The following is a 23652-nucleotide window of genomic DNA, read 5'->3' as shown; positions in this document are numbered from 1 at the left end:
TGTATCCTCCTATGTATTGCGATATTCGTTTACTACGATATGGAATTAATTTACGGGTTTATCTTACTACGATTTCGTACTAATGGCAAGAGGAGGATTTTCGTTTGGGCGAAAATGAAGCGGGGGAGAGGCCCGTCGATGGCGGAGTACAGCGGTTCCGCAGGGAAAAAAGAAATAGCGCCCCGTATTTCGGGGCGTTACTGGCAATGCAACTCCGTCTATTTTGCTTTTCCGATAGCCAGGTTGACCTTGTAGTTGCCGTACTGGAGGATCGCATCCAGCAAAACATTCAATGCGGCCGGGTCGGACACTGCGGCTTTAACCGTATAGCACCCTTCACCGCTGACCCGGTAAGCTTCGATCACCGCCTCTTGTTCCTGAAGAAAGCTCTCGAAGCCGCTGTGATTCGTCGATTTCATAAATACCGTGATGAAGGCAAGAACGGAGCGGCCCATTTTTTCCTCGTTCACCTGAACGGTGTAGGCTTGAATGATTCCCAGATCTTCCAGCCGCTTGATCCGGTTTCCGACCGCTTGCCCCGACAAAAATACGTTTTCCCCGATCTCCTTCCATTGGATACGGGCATTTTGCCGGAGAAGGCGGATTATCTCAATATCGGTTTGATCCAGTTCCATGAATACACCTACTTGTATGGAAGATTGCTCAAACCGATTGTACCGTGTCCGTCCGCCGGAAACAAGGCTTCCTCTGTTACACTTGCATTAAGGACGGATCGAAGCGGATGGACTCTCCGTCCTCCGGAACACGGACTCTTTCGGAGAGACCAAGCCCGGCAACATACGCTCTCAAATCTTCTCTTCGCAGCAGGCAGTGGTTCAGAGCCTCCATATGAGCCACGATGACTTGAGCGTACGGTACGGCGCTTGCGACCTTCGCCACATCCGCTTCGTTCATCGTAATCGGTCCGCCAAGCAGGAACTGTGCGCTGCCTCCGAACAGCAAGACGACGTCAGGCGTATGCTTTGCCAAGGCTTGCTCTACCTCCGGGCACCAGATCGTATCGCCGGCAATATAAAAAACGGGCTCGCCGGGCGCATTCAGCACAAAGCCGGACACCGGCCCCATACGCTTGCCGATCTCGCCTGTGCCATGCTGACCGGAGGTGCGTACGATGCTGATGGAATCCCACACGATGCCCGACTCGACGGGCCGTACATCCCGAAAGCCCTGCTCCCGAAGCTTCCCGGCATCCTCCGGCTGGCAGAAAAAGACGATATCCTTCGGCAGCAGCGTCGCCGCGACGGCGTCGAAATGATCCGGGTGGGTATGGGTAAGCAGGACGGCGTCGGCTTGCAGCAGATGGGTTACGGGAACTTTAAGGTTTACGGTCGGGTTTGGAAAAGAATTTGGCGTATTCGCAAAAGGAGGCATAGCTCCGGCTGGACTAAGCATCGGATCTAGGAGCAGCTTTCTTCCGCCGTATTCGATATAATGCGTTGCGTTTCGAATGAGTTGAATTTCCATGGGAACGATACCTCCATTGTTTCTGCATTTGCATTCTATCCGTATTGTAACGCCAAGCGGCCATGCTGCGGAACAATCCGGTGAAAGAGAAAAGCGTCTTTTGCTTTCGTGGCGGAAGAAAATGATGATGAGCCCGTCTTTCGCTCAATTGCTAAGCCGCATAGCGGCTGGTCCGACAGATGCGGCGCTGTCGAACGGCCGGATTATTCAAAAAAACACATTGCTATCGAAGGGGGAGGATGGTAATATAGGCTCACAAAAGTAAAGTATTGTTACATTTTTCCTAAATAGATGTCGCTTCTTGCCGCCATCCGGCGATTCGATTTGCCTATTCCAAAAATTAAAGCGGTTTAATTTTCGTAGCGCGTATCGGAAGGAGCCTACCCCATGAAAGCAAGCATATACGACGTGGCAAGATATTGCGGATTGTCCGTAGTGACCGTCTCCCGGGTGTTAAACAACACAGGCAACGTACGGGAAAAAAACCGGCGAAAGGTGCTGGACGCCATCGAGGTTTTGGATTACCGGCCTCATGCCGCAGCACAAAGTCTCGCCCGGGGGCATACCCGCATCATCGGATTGATCATGACTGCGCTGCATGATCGCTTTTTTGAGACGGTCGTCAATGAAATCAACCGCACGCTTGCCCGGCACGGTTATTTTCTGGCGCTTTCCGTCTCGAACGATGTTCGTTCCCGCGAAAGTCACGATTTGATGCACGAAGACCGGGTGGACGGCTTGATTCTATTGTCGTTGCCGGAAGAGGACCGATATGTCGCCCAATTGAAGAAGCGGAGCATTCCGTTCGTGCTCATCGATAATCAAAGACGGGATCATATGGTGCCCTCGGTACTGACGGATAATTACTATGGAGGCTACGAAGCGGCGAAGCACTTGCTTTCGTTAGGCCATACTTCGATTGCCCATGTATGCGGGCCGGAATATTTTTTGAGCACGCGGGAGCGAAAGAGAGGCTTTTTGGATGCACTCCGGGAGGCGAGGCTTTCTCCGTTCGCCGTGGTGCAAGGGGACTACGAAATCGGATTCGGCTACGAAACGGCAAAGTCCTGGATCAGGAGCGGGAAGCTGCCTACGGCCGTATTCGCCGGCGACGACTATATCGCGGTCGGGATCGTAAACGCTTTGGCGGAGGAGGGGATGCGCGTGCCGGAGGCGATGTCGGTCATCGGATATGACGATCAATATATTGCGTCCCGTCTTCGTCCTTATTTGACGACGATTCGTCAGCCGGCGGAAAGCATCGGCCAGAGCTCCGTCGAACTGCTGCTCAAATGGATCGGAGCCGGCTCGACGGCAAGCGTCACGGTCGAATGGAAGCCCGAGCTGGTCATCAGGGAATCGACGGCTGCGCTTAAGATTTAGGAGCGGAATAGGGCAGCAGCGGCATCCAACCGGGTGCTGTTTTTCATTTACTAATAATTAAAGAGATTTTGCGGCAGCCGGGATGCCCGGTTCTGAGCGGTTTGTTTCGTTTAGTTTCGTCAACCGCCGTTGATCGTTTCTTTCACGGCTCTGGTCAGCTTGCGGTACACAAGCTGGTACGACTCCTCCAGCATGTCCAGTACCTCGGTGTCCGGAACTTCGCCGTTCAGCACGACCGTATTCCAGTGCCGCTTGTTCATATGGTAGCCGGGAAGCACGGCGGTCGGATACGTTTGCCGTACGATCCAGACGTTGTCGGGATCGCATTTCAGATTGACGCTCGGGATGCCTTGGTGGGTGCCGAGCAGAGCGAACATTTTGTCGCCGACGAACAGGACGGGCAGGTCCGGGTCGAAAGGATACTTGAGGCTTGTTCCGGGCTTCTTCAGTCCGTATTCCATAAGACGGGCATGATCGATCATAAGCTAACGACTCCTTGAGACTTGTTTTTGCTCTATTGTAACGTATGACCCCGGCTTCTTGCCAGAACGATAGAAGGATGAATTTGTCAGACCTAAACCTTGTTTCTTTTTCCGCTATCTGCTAATATAAAAAAAACAGGAACATTTGTTCTTGTTTTGTTCGGACTTTGCTCGCTATTTTCCTACTATTCATAGGAATGGATGATATCGGATGTTTAAATATGAGGATCAATCGTTTGCCGAAAAAGATTTCAGTCAAGCGGATTTTCGCGAGGGGGAGCTGCGCAACTGCACATTTACACGCTGCCGGTTTCGCACAGCTCATTTGGAGGAGCTATTGACGTCAGGCTGCCGGTTTATCGATTGCGATTTCACCGGGGCTCAGTTTAACGCGTCCGTCCATCACGGCTCGGCTTTCACGAACTGCCGATTTAGAGGCGCGAATCTGTTTGTCGCCAAATTTGAGGAGTGCAAAATGGTCGGCTCCGACTTCTCCGAGGCCAGCTTCGACGGAATCACGATCGAGCGGGGCGACTGGTCCTACACAAGTCTGAGGCACGCCAACCTGTCCAAGCAAAACTTGAGGGGAGTCCGGTTCACGGAAGCCGATTTGTACGAAAGCAATTTCGAAAAAGCGGATCTGCGGGAAGCCGATCTCACCCGCACGCAGCTTGCCAAATGCAAGCTGTACGGAGCCGATCTGCGCGGAGCGAACCTGGACGGCGTCGATTTTAAGTCGCTTGAGGTCAAGGGCGCCCGAATGGACGCGGCGCAAGCGATCTTGTTTCTGCGCTCGCACGGCGCGAAGGTGGAATAAAGGACATAAGTATGGGACGCATCCCATTAAGCAGTGCAGCGTCGTCACGACGGCTGAGGCGTTCCTTCTTGGCATCCATAGGTTTGCAAATAGTTGACATGCACGTCTAGTTAGTATGCATATAAAGCCCCCAGACTAAACGTGCAACCGGTACGCAACAGCGCAAAAAGGGCACTATCTGTAAACTAATCGAATAGCATCTTTAACACAATTCGTTCAATTTGCTCAATTGTAAAATGACAAGAATATAATCCGATTAATTCCCGCGAATATCGCGGTTTTTTTATTTTATCGGAACATATTCTAGTCAAAAACGAATGACAAGAATATGTTCCGATTGCCGATTGTGACAAGAAAGTATTCCGATTGCCGCTTCGATAACGATGCTGTTGTTTTCGCAATACGGGGTACCGCCAACAAAACGCGGAAAACGTACGCTAAGCGAGAAATTAATCAAACAAGCCGGAAATTCCGTACGCTAAGGAAATCCGGCTTGTTTTGTGCAAGCACTAAGGGGGTCCCGCCAACTTTTTAACGAAAATGTACGCTATGACCTCAATTGTGTCTGGCTTGGGCTTCTTTTCATACTCTAAGAGGTTCTTGTGCCGATTTGTTTTTTGGGAGCACCCTTATAGGAGCTGCTTAATTGTGCCGCTAATGATATAAATTCCAAGCAAGATCAAGACAATTGGAACTACGATGTGAACTATATTTTTCTAAGCCTTTGGCTATTAAAGGATGTGTTGTAAGCTTGTTGCTAACTAACAACCATACAGCGATTAGCACAGCAAAAATAATAAGGATCGTAATAATTTGGATGACATAACTGCTTGCAAAAAGTGGAATGTAGACACCAATGTTATCACCGCCATTGCCAATAGTCACACACTTGCTACCTTTAATGTATAAACGCTTATGATGCCTCCTAGTATTTTGTTCTTTCGAGCTTCACTTGCAGCAGGGACTTCATCATCCGTTGAATCCTTTGAAATTCTCCAGTTGCTTATTGCTGTTTTAATGCCCATGAATAAAGGCACCACTCTGAGAAGTCCAAGCCATTTTTGTGGAATTAACATCGCAGTAAATGCACCGATCAAGCTTAGAATAACCAACACAAAAATTCCTACGTATTGACCGATGATGATATGCCCGATTATGAAATTTGTCATCTCGTTGTGAGTATAAAACCATTAGGACAAACAGGTCATCAATATTTGTTGCTGCAAATACAGTAATGCCAGAAACGATGGCCATTAAAAGCTCGTTCATGTTCCACTTCCTATTTTTCATTTCCGCTAAACATCATTAGCGGTCATCAGCATGCCGTAAATTGGTTCGTTATGTCCGCTAAGGCCGTCAGGTACGGCGAGAATGCATGTCCTCTAATGCTTAGCGGAAAAAACCGTCAAAAGGTTGGCTCTACCCCAACTACTGATACTTATGCCCTTGGCTGCGGTAGGTGCTCGTCAGACCCTAAATTGATCAATCAATTAACAGAAAACCAAAACGAAACCGCGCAAATCGCGTTTATTTTGTGTTATTGGATAAAATGATTGTCATGGCTGGATGACTATCACTTTAACTCATTCCCGATTTAAAAAAAGTAGAGTTACTCCGGTCGGACATCTTATTCTTGTTACCGATTACGATTATAAGTGCGGCAATACTCAACCAGGCACAACAAGTGTACATTTGAGAATAGGAGAACCGTTCCGCGAGCGGCCCCATCATGAGTCCGCCCAGCGAAAAGCCAAGATCATATGAAGATATGAAAAGACCCAGCAATACATGACGGGAATTCGCAGACAAAACGAAAGAAAGATAAGTCATAAGCGTCGGATAAATCAAGGCAATGGCAGCACCGTTGCAAATGGCTGATAAGTAAAATAGAGGGCCTGCTGTTTGAAGAATGCCCAATAGCAGTGAGCCGGCAGCGGCTGACAGCAACAAAACGGCGATTAAACCGGTATGCCACCGGCCGTCGGATGGAATTTTTTTACGCAGAGCAAACCGGCAAAACACGACCACAGCGGCCTGAAGCATGAGATAAAGCCCGGCGTCGCCTTTCTCAATGGATTGCATATATAGGGGCAAAAAAGTCATAATCGCACCATATGTGATGGAAGCAGTTAGCATTACAGCGGAGCAGACAAACAGAATACGGTTGCTCCATAGCTGGGATACAGATTTCATCATATCGGTAATCGTAAGTGTAGCCCCCTTTGTAGAAGTAGAAGGGAGGGGAGCGGACAGCCCGCAAAGCCAAGTCAGAAGGCCAAGAGCTACCAGGGTAATACCGATAATTGGCATTTGATCATGTTCCCATAAATATAAAGCCATGATCGGCCCGAATAACTGAGGAAGCATGGTAGACAAGGCATAGAGCGATACGCCCTGCGCCCGGTCCCGATCCGAAAGTGCATCAACAATGCCCATTTGCATTGCCATCGAAAAAAAGGCGGTAACGGCTCCTTGCAGTGCACGAAGCGGTAAATAGCTGGCCACTCCGAAAAACGTAAACATGACTAGTCCGCAGGCATGAACAATCAGGAGTATACGCATGGTCGGCAAGGCTCCGAATCTTGCAACGGTCTGGCCGGCCCATGGACGAAGGAACAGGCAGAAAAGCATGTATGCGCCCATCATGACGCCGATTTCCGCCTTTCCGATTCCCTCCATCTCGCTTTTAAGCGGAAGAATCACGGTAAGAATGGCATTGGCAGTGAAGAAAAGACAAGCAAGTACATAGATTCGGATAAAGCCTATCGATAGCGGACGCGGTGCCCTCATTCTATGATATCCTTCCTATTGACGACTATCGAGTCGATTCTATTTGATTTCTAACAAAAAGCTCTTCTATGAATTATAGATGAACTCGGTATAGCAAACTATCTTGACAAGATAAAAATTATCGTGTAAGATTCAACCGTCGATATTGAGAATCATTATCATTATAAGTAGTCGAGAGGGGAAAACCACTTATCATGTTTGCTTCAAAAAGGAAGTCTCTGCTCATTCTAATGCTTATCCTAACAACTGCGCTCTTCGGCTGCTCCAAACAGAATTCACAAAACTCCGAAGCAGGAGCGGTCCAAGCCGATAAAACGATAACGGTATCTTGGCCGAGAGATATTGGTACGATGAACCCCCATGTTTATAATCCTTCGCAATTAATCGCGCAATCGATGATTTACGAACCGCTGGTCAGTTATAAAGAAGGAGGCAAGCTTGAGCCTCATCTGGCGGAATCGTGGGATATATCGAAAGACGGGAAAGAGTACACCTTCAAGCTCCGTAAAAATGTTAAATTTTCGGACGGAACGGCATTTAACGCCGCTGTTGTCAAAAAGAACTTCGATGCCATCATGAAAAATTCCAAAAATCATAGCTGGCTGGGTTTTATTAATGTGCTCGACAAAACCAAAGCGGTGGATGAGCACACGTTCAAAATGACGTTGAAGCAGCCGTATTATCCAACAATACAGGAGCTATCGGTCGTTCGTCCGGTACGCTTTCTTGGCGAAGCCGGATTTCCGGACGATTTGGATACTTCGAAAGGTGTGAAGAAGGAAATCGGAACCGGACCTTGGATGCTGTCGGAATATAAGAAAGACGAATATGCGGTATTTACCCCTAATCCGAATTACTGGGGAGATAAGCCGAAAGTCAATAAATTGGTTATTAAAATTATTCCAGACGGAGAAACGCGTGTACTTGCCTTTGAGAAAAAGGAGCTTGACCTGATATATGGAGAAGGCGTTATCAGTTTGGATGCCTTTAAGCAGCTGAAAGCTTCCGGCAAATATGATACAAGCCTTTCCGAGCCTATCGCAACAAGAGAGGTGGTTATGAATACCACCAAGGACATCCTATCGGATTTGCGAGTGCGTCTCGCCCTGCAACACGGTTTTAACAAGCAAGCGATGGTGGATGGGATTACGGCCGGCCTAGAGGAGAAAGCAGACAACATTTTGTCCAAAAACTTGCCGTACACCAATATGGACGTTAAGCCGCTCGAATACAATGTGGAGAAAGCGAAAGCTTATTTGGAAGAAGCAGGCTGGAAGCTTCCTGCCGGAAAAACCGTCCGCGAGAAAGACGGAAAACTGCTTGAATTGGAATTGCTGTATGAAAAGTCGGATCAAGTTCAAAAGCCGATGGCGGAAACGCTGCAAGCCGAGTGGGGAGCGATCGGCGTCAAGCTGAACATTAAAAGCCTGGAGCTCACCGAACATGTGAAACGATTGCGTTCTGCGGATTTTGACTTGTACTTCTGGAGCAACTACGGTTCGCCGTATGACCCGCACTCTTTCATTAACATCGTTTCTACGAAGGGCTTCGGCATCTCGGAATCGCTCTCGAACCTGCCAATGAAAAAAGAGCTGGATCAGCAAATAAATGAAGTTTTCGTCTCAACTGATGAGAGCAAGCGCCAACAACTGTACAGTTCCATTTTGAAGACGCTGCAGGAGCAGGCATCCTTTTTGCCGATCTCTTACATTAAGAAAACGGCTGTTTATCAAAAAGACGTGAAGGGCTTCGTATTCCCGGCCAATCGGGATGACAATCCGTTCCTCGGGCTCGACATCGTGAAAAAGTAGACGGCAGGGAGGTTATGAATTGCGCAGCTATATCGGGAAACGGCTCCTTGCCATCATTCCCATTTTTCTCTTCGCCACCCTTCTTTCTTTCGTGCTGATTCATCTTTCACCCGTCGATCCGGCTGAAGTCTATCTGACTGTAGCCCATATTCACCCGACCGAAGAGCTGCTGGCCCAGGTCAGACATGATTTTGGCCTGGATCAGCCGCTGCTTGTCCAATATGTGGAGTCCCTTATGAAGATGTGCCGACTTGATTTCGGCACATCTTATGTTACGAAGGAGCCGGTTTGGCAGGAGGTCGTGCACCGGATGCCCGCAACGCTCCAGCTTGCCTTCAGCAGCATTTGTCTGGCCGTGCTGATCAGCGTGCCCATTGGCTTTTTTTCGGCAGTTTACAAAAACGGCGTAATCGATCATTTCAGCCGGTTGCTTGCTTTTTTCGGCGCTTCCATCCCGCAGTTTTGGCTCGGGTATTTATTGATTTATTTCTTGTCCGTCAAGCTGGATTTGTTTCCCGTGCAAGGAAGAGGAACATGGGCGCATCTGGTTCTGCCTTCGTTAACGCTGGCTTTGGGGCTGATTGCTATCTATTCCCGCCTGCTTCGTACCAGCGTACTGGAGCAGCTGCAGGAGCCGTATGTGTTATATGCCAGAACCAGGGGCATTAAAGAGAAGATCATTATGGGCAAGCATGTGCTCAAAATCGCGATTTCGCCGATGATTACCGGTCTGGGTATGAACTTGGGCAAATTGCTTTCCGGGACGATTATTGTAGAGGTCGTCTTTTCTTGGCCCGGATTTGGCCGTTATTTTGTGGACTCGATATTAAACAGAGATATTCCGGTCATTCAATGCTATGTGCTGCTCGTAGCCTGTCTGTTTATCGTTTGCAACCTAATCGTTGATCTTCTGCAGATGGCAATGGATCCGCGAATCCCACGGAAGGGAGGAACCGGCCTGTGATCGCAAGTATACGAACTGGCCTTAGGAGTCAGAAGACCGCTCTTGTATGCTTAGGTCTCTTGCTTGTTCTCTTTATCCTGACGATCTTGGCTCCATGGATTGCTCCGCATGATCCGATTCAGGTGAATTTGGCGCTCAAGCTGAAGCCGCCTTCGCTCGACTATCCTTTGGGCACCGACCATTTGGGACGATGCATACTGTCTCGTCTTTTATACGGCGCCCGCGTTTCGTTAGGCTTTGCGTCATTGATTTTCATCTCCTCGCTCGGAATCGGGTTGTTCATCGGAGCGATTGCCGGCTACAAAGGCGGTATCGTCGATTTTGTGCTGATGCGGTTCTGCGAAGGGGTGATGTCGTTTCCGAATCTCGTGCTCATACTTGGTCTTGTCGGAATTTTCGGGCCTGGACTGCCGCAGGTTGTTTTGGCGATGATGCTTGTGCAGTGGGTATATTACGCCAGGATGTTCCGAGGCATGGTCCTCAGCTTGAAGGAACGGAATTTCGTCACCGCAGCCAAAATAAGCGGATCCTCGCAATGGAAAATCATTAGGCAGCACATTATTCCGAATGTACTTCCACCAATTGTCGTTATGGGAACACTTGAGATGGGCTGGGCGATTATGGACATCTCCGCTCTCTCATTCCTGGGACTTGGCATTCAGCCGCCTGCGCCGGAATGGGGGGCAATGATTCACGAAGGAAAATCTTTCATTCGCAGCAATCCGGAATTAATGCTGTACCCGGGAATCATGATTCTTCTCGTCGTCGTTTCGTTCAATTTGTTGGGCGAAGCTCTGTCGGATCGGTTTGGCGTTAAACGACGTTTTGAAAAGGAATGAGCTCAATGAGTGAAGAACGGAGCAATATTCTGCAGGTAAGCGACCTGCACGTAAAAGTAAAAACGGCGCAAGGGACGCTTCCCCTAGTCCATAAAGTAGATTTTGGGCTGAAGCCTGGTCGTGTGCTTGGACTTGTCGGTGAAAGCGGATGCGGCAAGTCGGTTACCTGCCAGTCCATTTTGCAGCTGCTGGACCGGAAAACAACCCATGTGGAAGGCAGTATTCAATTGAACGGCCGAGAGCTGAACGGGCTTAAGGCCGAAGAGATGCGGCGTATTCGAGGAAAAGAGATCGCCATCATTATGCAGAATCCGATGAATGCCTTCTCTCCCGTGTTTACGATAGGCGATCAATTTGTCGAAACGATCCGTACCCATACCGATTTCAGCAAAAAACAAGCGTTTGATCTGGCAGTCTCCTCTTTGCAAGATGTGAATTTGTCCGATCCTGCTGATCTGATGAGGCGGTATCCGTTTCAATTGAGCGGAGGCATGCTGCAGCGTGTCATGATTGCCGTATCGATGTGCTTACGTCCATCTGTGCTCATAGCCGACGAGCCGACTACTGCGCTTGATGTAGCCAATCAAATGCAGGTGCTGCGCCAGCTGGATCGCATTCGCTCGGAATTCGGCACGGCGATTCTTTTGATTTCCCATGATTTGGGGGTCATATCGGAAATGGCTGATGAAGTAGCCGTTATGCAGCATGGACGGATCATAGAAAAAGCCGATGTCTTCGCGTTGTTTGACAATCCGCAGCATGCGTATACGAAATTACTGCTTGATGCCAGACTCTCGTTGCCGATCAACCAGCAGACCAAGGAGTTCATACTGTCATGACTGCCATGCAGCCGAGTGTTACGGTTCCCAAGGACCGTCCGTTCGGGTCGAAAGCGATCCGGATCTATCTATTATCGATATTATTTTATACGACCAGCCATATCCTTCTGATTCTGCTGCCGCTGAATTCCAACGCACTTGGCGCAAGCCCGGCGCAGATCGGTCTCATTATGGGCGCGTATATGTTTACCTCCATGTTCTTACGGCCCGTTGCCGGCAAAATTGTCGACAAGTTCGGCACAAAACGAATATTTGCCGCAGCACTGATTATGAATGTGATCGTCATATCCTTGTATCTCATTCATGAACTGTGGGTTTTCGCTCTGCTCCGAATGGTGCAGGGGGTCATTCTTTCCTTCTTTTCTATGGTAGCTCATCTCATGATCATTCAAGTTTTACCTGAGAATGCGCGCGGGCAAGGGCTATCGCTTTTCTCTCTTTCATCCATGCTGCCTTATACCTACGGTCCTTTTCTCGCGCTGTATTTTGCGGATAAAGTACCGATGTCGTATATCTTTATGGCTTTGATTCCGATAAGCGTGGCGACTCTGCTCATCGGCCTGAACCTCAGATTGCCGGAGCTTCAAAAGCAGGACCACTCGCAAACGACGAATCAACCTGACAATGAGCCCTATAGAGGCTGGAAAGACTGGAAGCTGCAGTTTCCTGCCTTACTAATGCTTTTGGCTTCGGCCATGATCGGAACGGTTGCCGCCTTTCTGCCGCTCTATCTGGAGAAACGCGGATTGCCTTTTGCCGGATTGTATTTCTTGACCGAGACTGCAGTTCTTATCACATTGCGCTTCTTCGGCCGAAAAATGATTCCGACAAGCGGTCGTTTTCCGATTCTCATGGTCGCTGCCCTAATTTTCCTGATCACGACTGCTGTAAGTCTGGTCAGAATAGCCGAATCGCTGCCAGTAGTGCTGATTGCCGCCGTATGTAACGGGATCGCCTTGTCGATGCTGTACCCGACGCTGCTGACGTACGTTTCGTTTATCGTGCCGGAAAGGTTTAGAGGCCGAGGGATAGGTTTATTCATTGCTGCCGCCGACTTCGGAACATCGGTAGGCACATGGGGATTAAGTCTGATTGCGAATGCGTATTCTTACGAAGCCATGTTTACCGGCTGCATTGCCATCGGAGCGGCTGCCCTCCTGCTTATCCTATTGCAGTCTAAGAAAGAGGGAGTGAGGAAATGAGTTTGTTGCGGGTGAAAGACATTTCTCATACATATGCCGCATCCAATCTGTTTCGGCGGACAAAGCAGCAGGCGGCGGTGCTTTCCGGCGTTTCCCTCTCGATCGATCAGGGAAAGTGTCTGGGGCTTCTAGGAACGAGCGGAGCAGGGAAAAGCACGCTTGGCAAAGTGATACTGGGATTGGAAAAGCCGCAGAAGGGGCAAGTACTTTTTCAAGGGATCGATCTCTATAACACCGATGCCTCTACCCGCAAGCGGCTTCGCCGCGATCTTCAAGTGGTGTTTCAAGACTGTTATTCTTCCGTAAACCCGCGAATGTCTGCGGAGCAAATTATCGGGGAGCCTCTGGACAATTACGAGGCCTTATCATTGACGGAGCGAAAAAGAGTCATCGGAGATCTGCTTGAAAAAGTCGGGCTGAAACCGGAAGATATGAGGAAGTATCCTCATCAATTTAGCGGAGGACAGCTGCAAAGAATCAATATTGCGAGAGCGATTGCTTTAAACCCGAAGCTGATTGTGTTGGACGAGGCGGTAAGCAGTTTGGATATGGTGACGCAGTCAAACATTTTGGCTCTGTTAAGTGATTTAAAGTCGATGATTGGACTTTCTTACCTTTTTATCACGCATGATATTAAAGCTGCCTACTCCATTTCAGATGTTTTAGCTGTTATGGAAAAAGGGGAAGTGGTTGAACAATGCGAGGATAAAGCGCAATTTTTACAGTCGCCGCACCCTAGTGTGAAAAATTTGGTTCAATCCATTCTTTCCGAGCACCCTCGTTATCGTACTCTCAATAAAGCTTGAACGGATGATTGATTCGACACGAGGTTGCCATCCGTCCCAATTCAGATAGCTACTACTAAGAATCACCAAGGACGTCAGGATAACTCTTTTTGCTATTTTTGTGCGCCGATCGCAATGTATAAATAAGCGTTTGAGCAGGGAACATAGAATTTCATTGGTGGAAAAAAACGATAAAGAAATCAAACTGAGACGTCTTAAGACTTATTCATGTCCACATCAACAGCAGCCTAATTGACTAGGGCTGCTGTTGATGTGTTCGGAGGAACGAACGACTATTCCCAAAAGAAGCAGAAGCGCAATCGGAATATATTCTTGTCATTTATCGGAATATATTCTTGTCATCCGACATCAATTTTCAAGTTTGCATTGATCTGATTTTGCAAATTAAACCCGTCACATAATGCAATGATTAGTGAGGCAACCGCCTCTGTATTGATAGTATTCGGAAGGTTTTCTGTTGATCTAGCTTGCTCGAAAACACTAGACGCAAGTCTTATCCATTTGGAATAATGATCTTGCATCCGTTCTTTTATCATATCGTTACGCATGGCATGGGACCAAAATTCAAAGAAAATAGGGGCCCACAGATCTCTTTCGGTTAATTCAAAAAATAGGCGTAAACCATTTAGGATGGTCTGTTTTAAATTGTTCTCTGGTTTAAATAATTTAAAAAATTCCTCTTCAAATTGTTTCAGCCTGTAATCCATAAGGTGTAAAAAAAACTCATCTTTACTTTCAAAATGCAAATAAAAAGTTGCTTTGGAATAACCAGATTCTTTCATGATGTCATCTACAGAGGTTTTGTCATATCCGTTTTGAGCGAATAATTTGGTTGCTGTTTCGACAATATTTTGATAAGACAACTCTTTTTTTAATTGTTGTTTATTTTTTTCTGCGCTCATAATTTTAGCCGTCCTGTTCTTTAAGGAATATGTTCGCTAATTTATAGTGATCATTGGCAAACGAACTTTATCTTTAAAAGAGCCTATACGCTTCACATGTTCAAGATTGGGCAACTGAAATATGTCCATTTCCCCGTCCGTGCCGCTACCAACGTACAGCCTGTCTTTGTCGATATGTACGCTTTCGGGGTTCCGTACCGTTTCTACCTGTCTAACTTGTCCGCTAGTGGGGTTAACAACAAGGAAATGATTTACCGGTTCATTGGGCGATACATCCCAATTTCCAACGTATAACAAGCCTCTGGAATCGAGGACCATAGAGGATGGTCGCGGGAATGGAAGATAAATTTGATTGATACGTGTAAGCGTCTTTAAATTCCATACGTCGATATGGGCTTCCAGCATTTTTATGTCCGTTGTTTTGGTCATATACCGTTGCCTTAATTGCTTGTCAACTACGCCATTATATAGAAAATAAGCAGTGCCACTTTCGGAATTATAGCGAATTTCGAACGGTGCTCTGGGGTGCAGTGATTCGGGAAAGATGGGGACTGCTTTGTTGCGGTCCACGATATACACATTTCCCTCTGTCCCGTTTACGGGATTATCAACTCCTACGATTACTTGGGTATCGCTGAAACGTTCAAGTCTCGTCCATGCTCCGGGAATCAGTACAGAACCAATAACTTGATCGGTTTTAGTATCTATTAGCAGGGTGTGATTATCTTTGACGTTCTTGAAAATTCCCGTACGTATAAAGGCCGTCCCGTCCTTGGTAATGGTTATAAAATCTTCGGAGCCAAATTGATTTGGTATCTTTTTCAAACTTCCTGTCCTGGGATCCAGTACAGCTACATAGGACCCTTGTCCCCTTTAGCGTCATGAAGAGGGATATATATTTTCCCATTAGGAGCTGTTGCATAATCTATAACAAATCTGCCTAGCGGAATAGTCCGAATGATTTCGAACTTTTCCGTATCTACGACAGACAACGATCGAATGAACGGATGCACGACTAGTTTCATATTTTCGCCGATCGGTTCCGTATCCTTGAGAGGATCGCTGCAACCTGCCAAAATCAGTAAAGTCAAAGAAACAATCATGAAATATCTCATAAATCTCCCCCCTTGTATTTGATTGATCTCCAAAGAAAGAAGGGGAGCCAGTGACGGCTCCTCCGACGTGAACCACAACGTCAATACCAGACTTTAACCGATGAAGTTCTAGGACTCCAGCGTATATCTCCGGGCGCGACCAAAAGCCCACCGTCCCCATCAATGTCATACCTGCTGGCATCCCAATAGGCTCGCCATACAACTTTGGAGCAGTACCACTGGTCGTTAGAATATTTTGTTGATGCAATGCTATACGGTCCTGAATAGGTATTCGACATCGCGACCGCATAATTTTCATCAGCTGCACTGGCGAAGATTACCTTCATTTCGCGCACTTCTTGAAAATGCTGCCAATAATCTGCATTTTCATATTTTACGCCTTCATCAGTGTTCGCTGTGCGAACGGCTCCGTCATAAACATTCCCTTGGTAATTGTTCATATTCCATATCCCCGCATGACAGTACCCGCTAATCGAATATGCGCACCAAGCTTTTGCATTACCAGCATCATATCCCAGCAAGATTCCTCCGTGTCTGGTATCTGCCCCAGAAAAAGAATTTCCGCTTATACCTGCCGGTTCCGCTACGAAGTCCCGTGAATCTCTTTCGGCTTGCTTCTCCGCTTCCTGTAATTGCTGGAGCAGTTTTTTTTCATCTTTGTTTAAAATAGCCTTTCATGACTGGCGATCCGCCTCTTTGATGAACTGCTTAGCTTCTTCAAGCGTACGCCCTGAATTTTTTAAGCATTAGGGCACCTCACCTTATTAAGATTAAAAAACTAACCAGTTAGTAATTTTATGCTGGCATATTCGTTTTGTCGAAGTAAGTAAAAAATTGATGTCGAAATTTTATTTTTTCAAAATCTCAATGGAATTGACTTACCTAAGAGGTGGCAAGCAAACTTTTTCCTTGTTATACCGGCAAAAAGCGCTCATTGCGAGTCCCTGATAAATCATTTTTATCTGTCGGGCAAAATAGGGATGCCCGGATACGTACTCCCATATACTTGAAAAGACGGAAGTCGCACGACGCTTTGGGAGAGGAAGGTGGGCATATGGCCATTAGACCGCCTGCACTGCGAAGAGGCGATACCATCGGAGTCGTTGCCATGGGCAGTCCGTTGGAGGCTGACGTGATCGATGCGCATGTCCAGGTGTTGAGAGGGATGGGATTTCAGGTCGTCTTGGGACGGTATGCGTATGCCCGCAACGGCTTTCTTGCCGGTACCGATCAAGAGCGGGCGTACGACTTGATGACGATGTTCGCCAATCCGCAGGTCAACATGATTCTTCCCACCCGCGGCGGTGTAGGCGTGGCTGGCATGCTGCCTTACCTCGATTTTCGCATCATCCGAACCAATCCGAAAATCATTACCGGCTACAGCGACGTGACGTTTCTTCTGAATGCACTGTACTTGTACGGCGGGCTTATTACCTTTCACAGCCTCATGCTGATTGATTTCAAGGCGGAAACCCCCACGTATAATTTCGACCAGTTTTTTACTGCCGTATCGTCATTATCTTCTTACCGCCCCCTTGTAAATCCGCCGAATGTTCCGCTTGTCAGCCGTGTGCCGGGGAATGTCATCGGACCGATCGTCGGCGGCAATCTGACCTCTGTGGTCGATACGTTGGGTACGCCTTACGAGATTGATACAAGGGGAAAGGTGTTGTTTCTGGAAGAAACCCACGAGCCGGCCAATACCGTATACAGGTATCTGAATCATTTGAAGCTGGCCGGGAAGTTCCAGGACTGTCTTGGCATCGTCATGGGCGAATGCACGGATTGTCCGGCCGCCTATGGCAAGTCTTATGAAGATGTAGTCAGCGAATTCGTCGTTCCTCTCGGCAAGCCCCTACTGACGAATCTCGCAACCGGACATGGCCATTATAAAGCCGCTATTCCTATCGGGGCTATGGTGAATCTGAATACGTTCAACAATACGTTGACGGTGCTTGAACCGGCGGTTAGTGTTCGGCAGACCTAACAAAATTGCCGTGGTGTCTTGTTAAATCTTAATCCAATCCTACCACTCCGGATCAGAACGATTCGGAGTTTTTCGTATTCCCGGGGGAATCGGGGCGTCCGATTAATAAAGTTTTAATGATTTGTTTAGAAACGGCTAATCCCCGGTTTCTAGAATGTTTAGCTCTTCCGGTTAGGATGGAATTATGGAAGCCGGAGATGCTTTCAAACCCCAATCTCAAGGAGGAAGAAACCATGAACAAACGAATCGCATTAACCGGAGTCAGCGTAGCCGTCGGAAGCCTGCTTCTGATCGGTTCCGCCTATGCGGGGCTTGGAGACGCCCCGGGGTACGACGCTTATAAGTCAGCCGTCAAGCAAACGTTCGCGGTACAAAACGTGACGAAGCAAATGAATGTGACGGTGAAGGATAACGGAACGAAGCTGCTCGACGTGCAGTCGACCGTTAAAGCCGATAAGGCGAAGGACGAAATGAGCGCGGAAATCAACCTCAGCGGTGGCGGGGCAAGCCAGGGAGTTAGCCTCTACCACCAGGACGGCAAGCAAATCGTCAAAGCGAGCGACAACGACGTATACAACATCATAGAAGGAAATGAGTGGAAGGGGAAAGCGGGCGAGCACCGGAGGCAAGCTCCGGACGGCATTAGTGCCGAAGTAGAAAATGTCGTCGACGCGCTGGTCGGCAATCTGAAGGATTATGTCACCTTGTCGCCGCAAGCGGATGGGACGAAGAACATCTCGATGCAACTGAGCGGAAGCCAAATTCCGGCGGTGGCGAATGCGATCGGATCGCTTGTGGTGAAGCAGGCTGCAAACGCAGAGGGGCATCATAAAGGCGTTCAAGCGCCTTTCGGCGATAAGCTTCAGGGACTGCAAGACAGCATGCCGAAGCTGACGCAGGACGTGAAGATCGACAAGTTCGATCTGGCTGCCCGAGTCAACGCCGACAACCGGATCGAGAAGCAGCAAATGACGCTGACGATCAGCGGTAAGGATGCTCAAGGCGTTTCTCACGAAGTCGTCGTTGCCGCCGATTTCGGCTTGTCCAACTTCAACGGCACGACGGCAGATCACGTCGATCTGAACGGCAAGCAAGTGAAAACGCTCGATGTGAAAAAACACGGAGAATAAGCTCGGTACTGCGGCGGGACGAGGGGCGGCCGACAGCCGTCCTTCACCGTCCGCGCAAATGCTTGAACTTAAGGAGATGAGCCGATGGAAGCTGTTCTGGAGCTGAACGGATTGACCAAAATTTACGCCAACCGGCGCGGCGTGGAAAATATTTCGCTGCAAGTGCAGCGTGGAGATATTTACGGATTTTTCGGGCCGAACGGAGCCGGCAAGACGACCGTGATGAAAATCATTGCCGGACTGTGTCGGGCGGACCGGGGGCAGGTGCGCTTGTTCGGGCAAGATGCCTCAACCGACTTCGTGAAAGCGATGAGCAAAGTGGGCGTACTTATCGAAACGGCGGACGCTTACGATTACATGAGCGGCTACAAAAATTTGGAGCTCGCCGCCCGCTTTTACCCGCAGCTGTCCCGCAAACGGATCGACGAGGTGCTGGAGCTGGTCGGACTTGCCGCCTTCAAGCACGAGAGAGTAAGCCAATACTCGCTGGGCATGAAGCAGCGCTTGGGCGTGGCTGCGGCGATCCTGTCCGAGCCGGAGCTGCTTATATTAGATGAGCCGACGAACGGGCTCGATATCGAGGGCATGGTGGAGATGCGCGAATTGATCGCCCGGTTGGCCCGCGAGCAGCACATTACGTTTTTCTTATCCAGTCATTTGATTACGGAGATGGAGCAGTTATGCAGCCGGATCGGTATTTTGTATAACGGAAGGCTGGTTCGGGAAGATTTCGTAGCGGATATTGTCCGCGGCGCGAACCCGACGACGCTGGAAAATTATTTCATGGAGCAAGTGCGCGAAGAAAGGAGAGCGGAAGTCCATGCCTAGTTTTTATGCGAATACGGTAAACGAGCTGGCGAAGCTGCTGGCCCGGCGTAAAACGATTGTTTTTCTCGTCCTGACCGCCTTGATCCCGATTGCTGCGGCAGCTGCCGCCTCGCGGCTTCAATTCGGCTTCGGTGTAGCGGCGCTGACCTCTGCGGATTTCCCGGTCGTCCTGCTTGGCTTTTATACGGCCGTCTACTTGCCGCTGCTCCTCTTCATGACGGCGTCCGACATGTTCGCCGGAGAAGCGGGCGACAAGACGATGAAGCTGCTTCTTACGCGGCCGATCACAAGATTTCAAGCGTTCGCGTCCAAGCTGGCCGCCATGCTCGGGTATACGGCGCTGCATCTGGCGATTGCCCTTGTCGTATCGGTGGCAAGCCTTCTGTTTCTGGGCGGCGGGTATGCGGTTGTACAGGGACTGGGCCGGACGGCCGCCGCTTATGTCATGGCGCTGCTGCCTCTGTTTACGCTCGGGCTGGCTGCAGCCTTTATCGCCCAATTTTTCAAAAACGGCAGCGGCGCACTGACGGTTTGCATTCTGCTGTACGCTTCGGCGAAGCTTGGCGCTTACTTCGTGCCCGCGCTGGCGGTATACACCCCTGCGGCTTACACCGACTGGCATATGCTGTGGCTCGCAGCCTCCGTGGCGTCCGGCAAAATCCTGAACGTCTTTATGTTTCTGGCCGCTTGTTGTATATTGTTTTTTACAGGAGGCTATACCTTATTCGAGCGAAAACAATACTAGGAGACCAAAGCGATGTCCATCAAAGTCAGGTTGGTACTATCCTATTTCTTGATGCTTATCGTGCCGGTCATCCTTGCCGGCGTCGCGTTTTTGATCATTGTCGCCGCTTTTTTTGGCGACGTCAAGTCTCTGTACAACGTCGATATGAAGAGCCACAATGCCATCGAGGAAGTGATCGAGAAGGAAGCCGCCGTCAGTGCCGAATTAAAGCTTAAGACGACGGAAGATCCGGACTCCCTGCTGGACCCGGCAGTCGTGGCGCAGTTCGAAGAGCGGCTGAAGCCGATTAATATGGGGCTGGTCATCCGCAAGCAGGAGAGCGTCGCCTACGTCTCGGAGAAGCTGAACAAGCCGGGGCTGCTTCGCAATTTGCCGCCGTACGGGGTGGCGGATTCGGATCGCAACGGCCGGACGATGAAGGACCGGGGTCCGTGGTTCTTATCCCGGCAGTACGATTTCCGGTTTAAGGACGGCATTCCGGGGAGTATTTTTGTCGCCACAGACATGAATTTTATCGGCAAGTTTGCCCGCACCTACACCTCGGCGTTTTTTATTTCGCTGCTCGTTATTCTCGTGTTGACCAACGGCTTATTGACGTATTGGGTGTCGCGCAGCGTGATTCGTCCGCTTCGTCAATTGCAGCGGGCGGCAGGCGAAATTCGCGAAGGCAATCTTGACTTTGAAGTCAATCCGCAGGCGAAGGACGAGATCGGCGAACTGGCGGTGTCCTTCGAGCAGATGCGCCGGAGGCTGAAGCAATCCGTCGAAGTGCAGCTCAAGTACGAAGAGAACCGCAAGGAGCTTATTTCCAACATCTCGCATGATCTGAAAACGCCGGTGACGGCCATAAAAGGTTATGTCGAAGGCATTATGGACGGCGTATCGAACTCGCCGGATAAGCTTGATAAATATTTGAAGACGATTTATGCCAAAGCCGTTCAGATGGATCATCTGATCGACGAGCTGTTTTTGTTCTCCAAGCTGGATTTGAAGAAGCTGCCGTTTCATTTTGAACCGGTGAATTTGAACGCTTTTTTGCAGGACTGCACCCTCGACATGCAACTGCACGCCGACATTGAAAAGAAAGGCGTCACGCTTCGGTTCGACGCTCCGGAGACGCAAGCTCCGGTATGGGTTACGGCCGACCGGGAGAAGCTGAAGCGGGTGCTGGTCAATTTGATCGGCAACGCCATCAAATATATGGATAAGGATGAGGGACTCATTACGCTTCGGATGCGGTCCGACGGCGAACGGGTCATCGTGGAAGTCAGGGACAACGGGCAAGGCATTCCGCCGGAGGCGCTGCCGCATATTTTTGACCGGTTTTACCGGGCGGACCCGTCGCGGAACAGCGGCACCGGAGGCAGCGGGCTGGGACTTGCCATTGCGAAGCATATTATCGAGGAACACGGCGGCGTCATTCAGGCCAAAAGTACGCTTGGCGAAGGCACGAGCGTTTATTTTACGCTCCATCAAACTACGGGTGGCGAGGTCTGAGCGATGAAAAATATTTTAATTATCGAAGACGAAACAAGCATTGCCGAACTGGAGAGGGATTATCTCGAAATTAACGGATATCAGGTCGATATGGAGCACAGCGGGGATGAGGGGCTGAAGAAGGCGCTCACAGGGAATTACGATCTGATCATTCTCGATCTGATGCTGCCCAAAGTGGACGGCTTCGAAATTTGCCGTAAAATCCGCGACAAGCACGATATCCCGATTCTGATGGTGTCCGCGAAAAAGGAAGAGATCGACAAAATCCGCGGCCTGGGCCTTGGCGCCGACGATTACATCATCAAGCCGTTCAGTCCGGGTGAACTGGTCGCCCGCGTGAAGGCGCATTTGTCGCGCTACGAGCGGCTGCTCGGCAGCCGGGCTCCGCAGACGGAGGAAATCCGCATCCGCGGCCTCCTCATCGACAAGTCGTCCCGCCGCGTGTTCGTGAACAATCAGGAAGTGACGTTTACGACCCGGGAGTTCGATCTGCTGACGTTTCTCGCTTCCAATCCGAACCGCGTGTTCAGCAAGGACCAGCTGTTCGAGCACATTTGGGGATACGATTCGGTCGGCGATATCGCGACCGTCACCGTGCATATCCACAAGCTGCGGGACAAAATCGAGCAGGACCCGTCCAATCCCCAGTATATCGATACGATCTGGGGCGCAGGGTACCGGTTTAAGATTTGAGGCGAAATGAAAAGATCCCGCACATGCTCTCAGAAGGAGCAGGCGGGATCTTGTAGTTTGAGAGAGTGCGCGGGGCGTGATTAATGGGACTGATCGCCACCATGCGGGGCCGTGACGCCGTGGCCAGAAAGCGAGCGTTGCGAAAATTAGAGGAACCCGGATGCGCTATCGTACCTTTTTGCCTGAGATCGCGAATGATAGAGGAACGTATGTTCCTCTATGTGTGTCGAAAAATACAATTTTGTCCTCGTACATTCATGTTAACGCACCGCAGATGTCTTATTTTTCAAATCAATGGGGTTTCGATGTCGATAAGACATCTGCGTTCCTCTATATTTTTCAAAGCTACTTGCTTACCGGCCGGTGCTTCTTGACGGCGAGCCGTTTCCCGTCGAGCAGCTTCTTCACATCGGTTTGCGCGAGAAATACGCTGAGCAGCAGCAGCGCCGCACCGACGTACCCTCTGGACGTCAACGTTTCCCCTGCAAAAACAAAAGCGAAAATCGCAGCGAACAATGGTTCTATTCCGAAAATTAGCGCCGTCCGCGTAGGCGAGGCGTATTTTTGCACGGTGGCCTGCAGCACAAAAGCGACGGCGCTGCATAAGACGCTTAGGCCTAGGATCGATGTCCACGCATCGAACGTATCCGGCAGCTTCGGCGTCTCCATCAGGAAGGAGAAGGACAGCGCCCACAGTCCGGCAAACCCGAGCTGCAGTACGCCGAGGGCGATCGCATCTCCCTGTTTGACGGCCGAGCCTGTAACAAGCATATGCACGGCGAAGAGCAGCGAGCCGAGCAAGCAGTAAATATCCCCTTGATTGATCGTCAGCGACGAGGTCAGCGTTAACAGGCCGATCCCGACGATGGCCAGTCCGATGCACAGAAGAAGGCGCGCCTCCGGTCTTTTTTTCAGGAAAAGGATCGACAAGATCGGAACGAAAATCACCGAGAGACCGACAAGAAAGCCTGCGTTCGAAGCGGAGGTCGACCGGACTCCGAAAGTGATGAACACGAAGCAGAGAAACAAGAGCGAGCCCAGCACAAAAGCCGAACTCAACGTCGACCAGTTGGCGCTCCGCACCCGCTTATGAAAAACAAGCGCCGACAGCAGAAATGCAATCAGCAGCCGCAAAGCAATAAGATTAAATGTCTCTAACGATTGCAATCCGACTTTGGTGAACAAATACGAGGACGCCCATAGCATCGTCGCTCCCAGCATCATCAAATCCGCTTTAACTTCCGTTCTCATCTGTCCGGCTCCCAACACGATATGTATTTACACATCGATTAGTATAACGGTACACTATGAATAAGAAAAATGAATGTTTATCATAT

General features: G+C 49.5%; 26 protein-coding genes. 15 read left to right on the top strand and 11 right to left on the bottom strand.

Annotated features, from left to right (window positions below):
• Window positions 1-218 precede the first annotated feature (218 nt).
• Entirely contained in the window at window positions 219-635 is a 417-nt protein-coding gene (locus QMG93_RS21255) for an Lrp/AsnC family transcriptional regulator (RefSeq protein ID WP_281939955.1), read from the bottom strand.
• 76 nt (window positions 636-711) lie between these two features.
• Complete coding sequence (locus QMG93_RS21250) at window positions 712-1485, bottom strand: MBL fold metallo-hydrolase (protein ID WP_281939953.1); 774 nt, start codon at window positions 1483-1485, stop codon at window positions 712-714.
• On the opposite strand from QMG93_RS21250, the gene QMG93_RS21245 reads away from it, so the two are divergent.
• Together QMG93_RS21245 and QMG93_RS21240 are read left to right on the top strand one after the other, a co-directional pair.
• On the top strand, window positions 1484-1750 hold the full coding sequence (locus tag QMG93_RS21245) for a hypothetical protein (RefSeq protein ID WP_281939951.1): 267 nt from the start codon (window positions 1484-1486) through the stop codon (window positions 1748-1750). The two genes, QMG93_RS21250 and QMG93_RS21245, sit on opposite strands and share 2 nt — an antisense overlap.
• 122 nt (window positions 1751-1872) lie before the next feature.
• The gene (locus QMG93_RS21240; protein ID WP_281939949.1) at window positions 1873-2868 is read left to right on the top strand and encodes a LacI family DNA-binding transcriptional regulator; all 996 of its coding nucleotides are present in this window, start codon (window positions 1873-1875) and stop codon (window positions 2866-2868) included.
• Between the two features lie 119 nt (window positions 2869-2987).
• On the opposite strand, the gene QMG93_RS21235 is transcribed toward QMG93_RS21240, so the two are convergent.
• The gene (locus QMG93_RS21235) at window positions 2988-3350 is read right to left on the bottom strand and encodes an MmcQ/YjbR family DNA-binding protein (RefSeq protein WP_281939947.1); all 363 of its coding nucleotides are present in this window, start codon (window positions 3348-3350) and stop codon (window positions 2988-2990) included.
• A gap of 211 nt (window positions 3351-3561) precedes the next feature.
• On the opposite strand from QMG93_RS21235, the gene QMG93_RS21230 reads away from it, so the two are divergent.
• The gene (locus QMG93_RS21230; protein ID WP_281939945.1) at window positions 3562-4167 is read left to right on the top strand and encodes a pentapeptide repeat-containing protein; all 606 of its coding nucleotides are present in this window, start codon (window positions 3562-3564) and stop codon (window positions 4165-4167) included.
• Window positions 4168-4821: 654 nt separating this feature from the next.
• On the opposite strand, the gene QMG93_RS35420 is transcribed toward QMG93_RS21230, so the two are convergent.
• The 3 genes from QMG93_RS35420 to cntE (QMG93_RS21220) all read right to left on the bottom strand — a co-directional run bounded on the left by QMG93_RS35420 (window position 4822) and on the right by cntE (QMG93_RS21220) (window position 6957).
• Window positions 4822-5052 (bottom strand): cadmium resistance transporter, encoded by a 231-nt coding sequence (locus QMG93_RS35420; RefSeq protein ID WP_413789316.1) that lies wholly within the window; start codon window positions 5050-5052, stop codon window positions 4822-4824.
• Entirely contained in the window at window positions 5049-5336 is a 288-nt protein-coding gene (locus QMG93_RS21225; protein WP_281939943.1) for a cadmium resistance transporter, read from the bottom strand. The genes QMG93_RS35420 and QMG93_RS21225 overlap by 4 nt, the downstream gene beginning before the upstream one ends.
• 409 nt (window positions 5337-5745) lie before the next feature.
• Window positions 5746-6957: a staphylopine family metallophore export MFS transporter CntE gene (gene cntE, locus QMG93_RS21220; protein ID WP_281939941.1), complete on the bottom strand. Its 1212-nt coding sequence runs from the start codon at window positions 6955-6957 to the stop codon at window positions 5746-5748.
• A gap of 194 nt (window positions 6958-7151) precedes the next feature.
• Between cntE (QMG93_RS21220) and nikA the strand changes: the two genes are divergently transcribed.
• Genes nikA through nikE form a run of 6 tightly spaced genes read left to right on the top strand, consistent with a single transcriptional unit; the run spans window position 7152 to window position 13418 of the window.
• Complete coding sequence (nikA, locus tag QMG93_RS21215; RefSeq protein WP_281939939.1) at window positions 7152-8768, top strand: nickel ABC transporter substrate-binding protein; 1617 nt, start codon at window positions 7152-7154, stop codon at window positions 8766-8768.
• Between the two features lie 19 nt (window positions 8769-8787).
• The gene (nikB, locus tag QMG93_RS21210) at window positions 8788-9732 is read left to right on the top strand and encodes a nickel ABC transporter permease subunit NikB (RefSeq protein ID WP_281939937.1); all 945 of its coding nucleotides are present in this window, start codon (window positions 8788-8790) and stop codon (window positions 9730-9732) included.
• Window positions 9729-10571, top strand: coding sequence for a nickel ABC transporter permease subunit NikC (gene nikC, locus QMG93_RS21205; protein WP_281939934.1), 843 nt, complete (start codon window positions 9729-9731; stop codon window positions 10569-10571). Before nikB ends, nikC begins: the two co-directional genes overlap by 4 nt.
• Before the next feature lie 5 nt (window positions 10572-10576).
• A complete protein-coding gene (gene nikD / locus QMG93_RS21200; protein WP_281939932.1) occupies window positions 10577-11410 on the top strand; it encodes a nickel import ATP-binding protein NikD in 834 nt (277 codons plus the stop codon).
• The gene (gene cntE / locus QMG93_RS21195; protein ID WP_281939930.1) at window positions 11407-12612 is read left to right on the top strand and encodes a staphylopine family metallophore export MFS transporter CntE; all 1206 of its coding nucleotides are present in this window, start codon (window positions 11407-11409) and stop codon (window positions 12610-12612) included. The genes nikD and cntE (QMG93_RS21195) overlap by 4 nt, the downstream gene beginning before the upstream one ends.
• On the top strand, window positions 12609-13418 hold the full coding sequence (gene nikE, locus QMG93_RS21190; RefSeq protein WP_281939928.1) for a nickel import ATP-binding protein NikE: 810 nt from the start codon (window positions 12609-12611) through the stop codon (window positions 13416-13418). Before cntE (QMG93_RS21195) ends, nikE begins: the two co-directional genes overlap by 4 nt.
• A 338-nt stretch (window positions 13419-13756) precedes the next feature.
• Here the strand turns inward: nikE and QMG93_RS21185 are convergent, their stop codons facing one another.
• The 4 genes from QMG93_RS21185 to QMG93_RS21170 all read right to left on the bottom strand — a co-directional run bounded on the left by QMG93_RS21185 (window position 13757) and on the right by QMG93_RS21170 (window position 15875).
• Window positions 13757-14320 (bottom strand): TetR/AcrR family transcriptional regulator, encoded by a 564-nt coding sequence (locus tag QMG93_RS21185; RefSeq protein WP_281939927.1) that lies wholly within the window; start codon window positions 14318-14320, stop codon window positions 13757-13759.
• 36 nt (window positions 14321-14356) lie between these two features.
• On the bottom strand, window positions 14357-15145 hold the full coding sequence (locus tag QMG93_RS21180; RefSeq protein ID WP_281939925.1) for a hypothetical protein: 789 nt from the start codon (window positions 15143-15145) through the stop codon (window positions 14357-14359).
• 26 nt (window positions 15146-15171) lie between these two features.
• A complete protein-coding gene (locus QMG93_RS21175) occupies window positions 15172-15435 on the bottom strand; it encodes a hypothetical protein (RefSeq protein WP_281939923.1) in 264 nt (87 codons plus the stop codon).
• 80 nt (window positions 15436-15515) lie between these two features.
• The gene (locus QMG93_RS21170; RefSeq protein ID WP_281939921.1) at window positions 15516-15875 is read right to left on the bottom strand and encodes a hypothetical protein; all 360 of its coding nucleotides are present in this window, start codon (window positions 15873-15875) and stop codon (window positions 15516-15518) included.
• A gap of 614 nt (window positions 15876-16489) precedes the next feature.
• On the opposite strand from QMG93_RS21170, the gene QMG93_RS21165 reads away from it, so the two are divergent.
• The 6 genes from QMG93_RS21165 (at window position 16490) to QMG93_RS21140 (ending at window position 22315) form a co-directional block, all read left to right on the top strand.
• A complete protein-coding gene (locus tag QMG93_RS21165) occupies window positions 16490-17422 on the top strand; it encodes a S66 peptidase family protein (protein WP_281939919.1) in 933 nt (310 codons plus the stop codon).
• Between the two features lie 233 nt (window positions 17423-17655).
• Entirely contained in the window at window positions 17656-18552 is an 897-nt protein-coding gene (locus QMG93_RS21160) for a hypothetical protein (protein WP_281939917.1), read from the top strand.
• 84 nt (window positions 18553-18636) lie between these two features.
• The gene (locus tag QMG93_RS21155; RefSeq protein ID WP_281939915.1) at window positions 18637-19380 is read left to right on the top strand and encodes an ABC transporter ATP-binding protein; all 744 of its coding nucleotides are present in this window, start codon (window positions 18637-18639) and stop codon (window positions 19378-19380) included.
• Window positions 19373-20125 (top strand): ABC transporter permease, encoded by a 753-nt coding sequence (locus QMG93_RS21150; RefSeq protein WP_281939913.1) that lies wholly within the window; start codon window positions 19373-19375, stop codon window positions 20123-20125. Before QMG93_RS21155 ends, QMG93_RS21150 begins: the two co-directional genes overlap by 8 nt.
• A 12-nt stretch (window positions 20126-20137) precedes the next feature.
• On the top strand, window positions 20138-21622 hold the full coding sequence (locus QMG93_RS21145; RefSeq protein WP_281939910.1) for a sensor histidine kinase: 1485 nt from the start codon (window positions 20138-20140) through the stop codon (window positions 21620-21622).
• Window positions 21623-21625: 3 nt separating this feature from the next.
• Entirely contained in the window at window positions 21626-22315 is a 690-nt protein-coding gene (locus tag QMG93_RS21140) for a response regulator transcription factor (protein ID WP_010492322.1), read from the top strand.
• A gap of 345 nt (window positions 22316-22660) precedes the next feature.
• On the opposite strand, the gene QMG93_RS21135 is transcribed toward QMG93_RS21140, so the two are convergent.
• Entirely contained in the window at window positions 22661-23566 is a 906-nt protein-coding gene (locus tag QMG93_RS21135) for a DMT family transporter (RefSeq protein WP_281939906.1), read from the bottom strand.
• Between the last annotated feature and the right edge of the window lie 86 nt (window positions 23567-23652).

The organism is Paenibacillus tyrphae, from assembly GCF_027925525.1.
GTDB lineage: Bacteria > Bacillota > Bacilli > Paenibacillales > NBRC-103111 > Paenibacillus_G > Paenibacillus_G tyrfis_B.
This window is presented reverse-complemented; position numbering and strand designations above follow the sequence as displayed.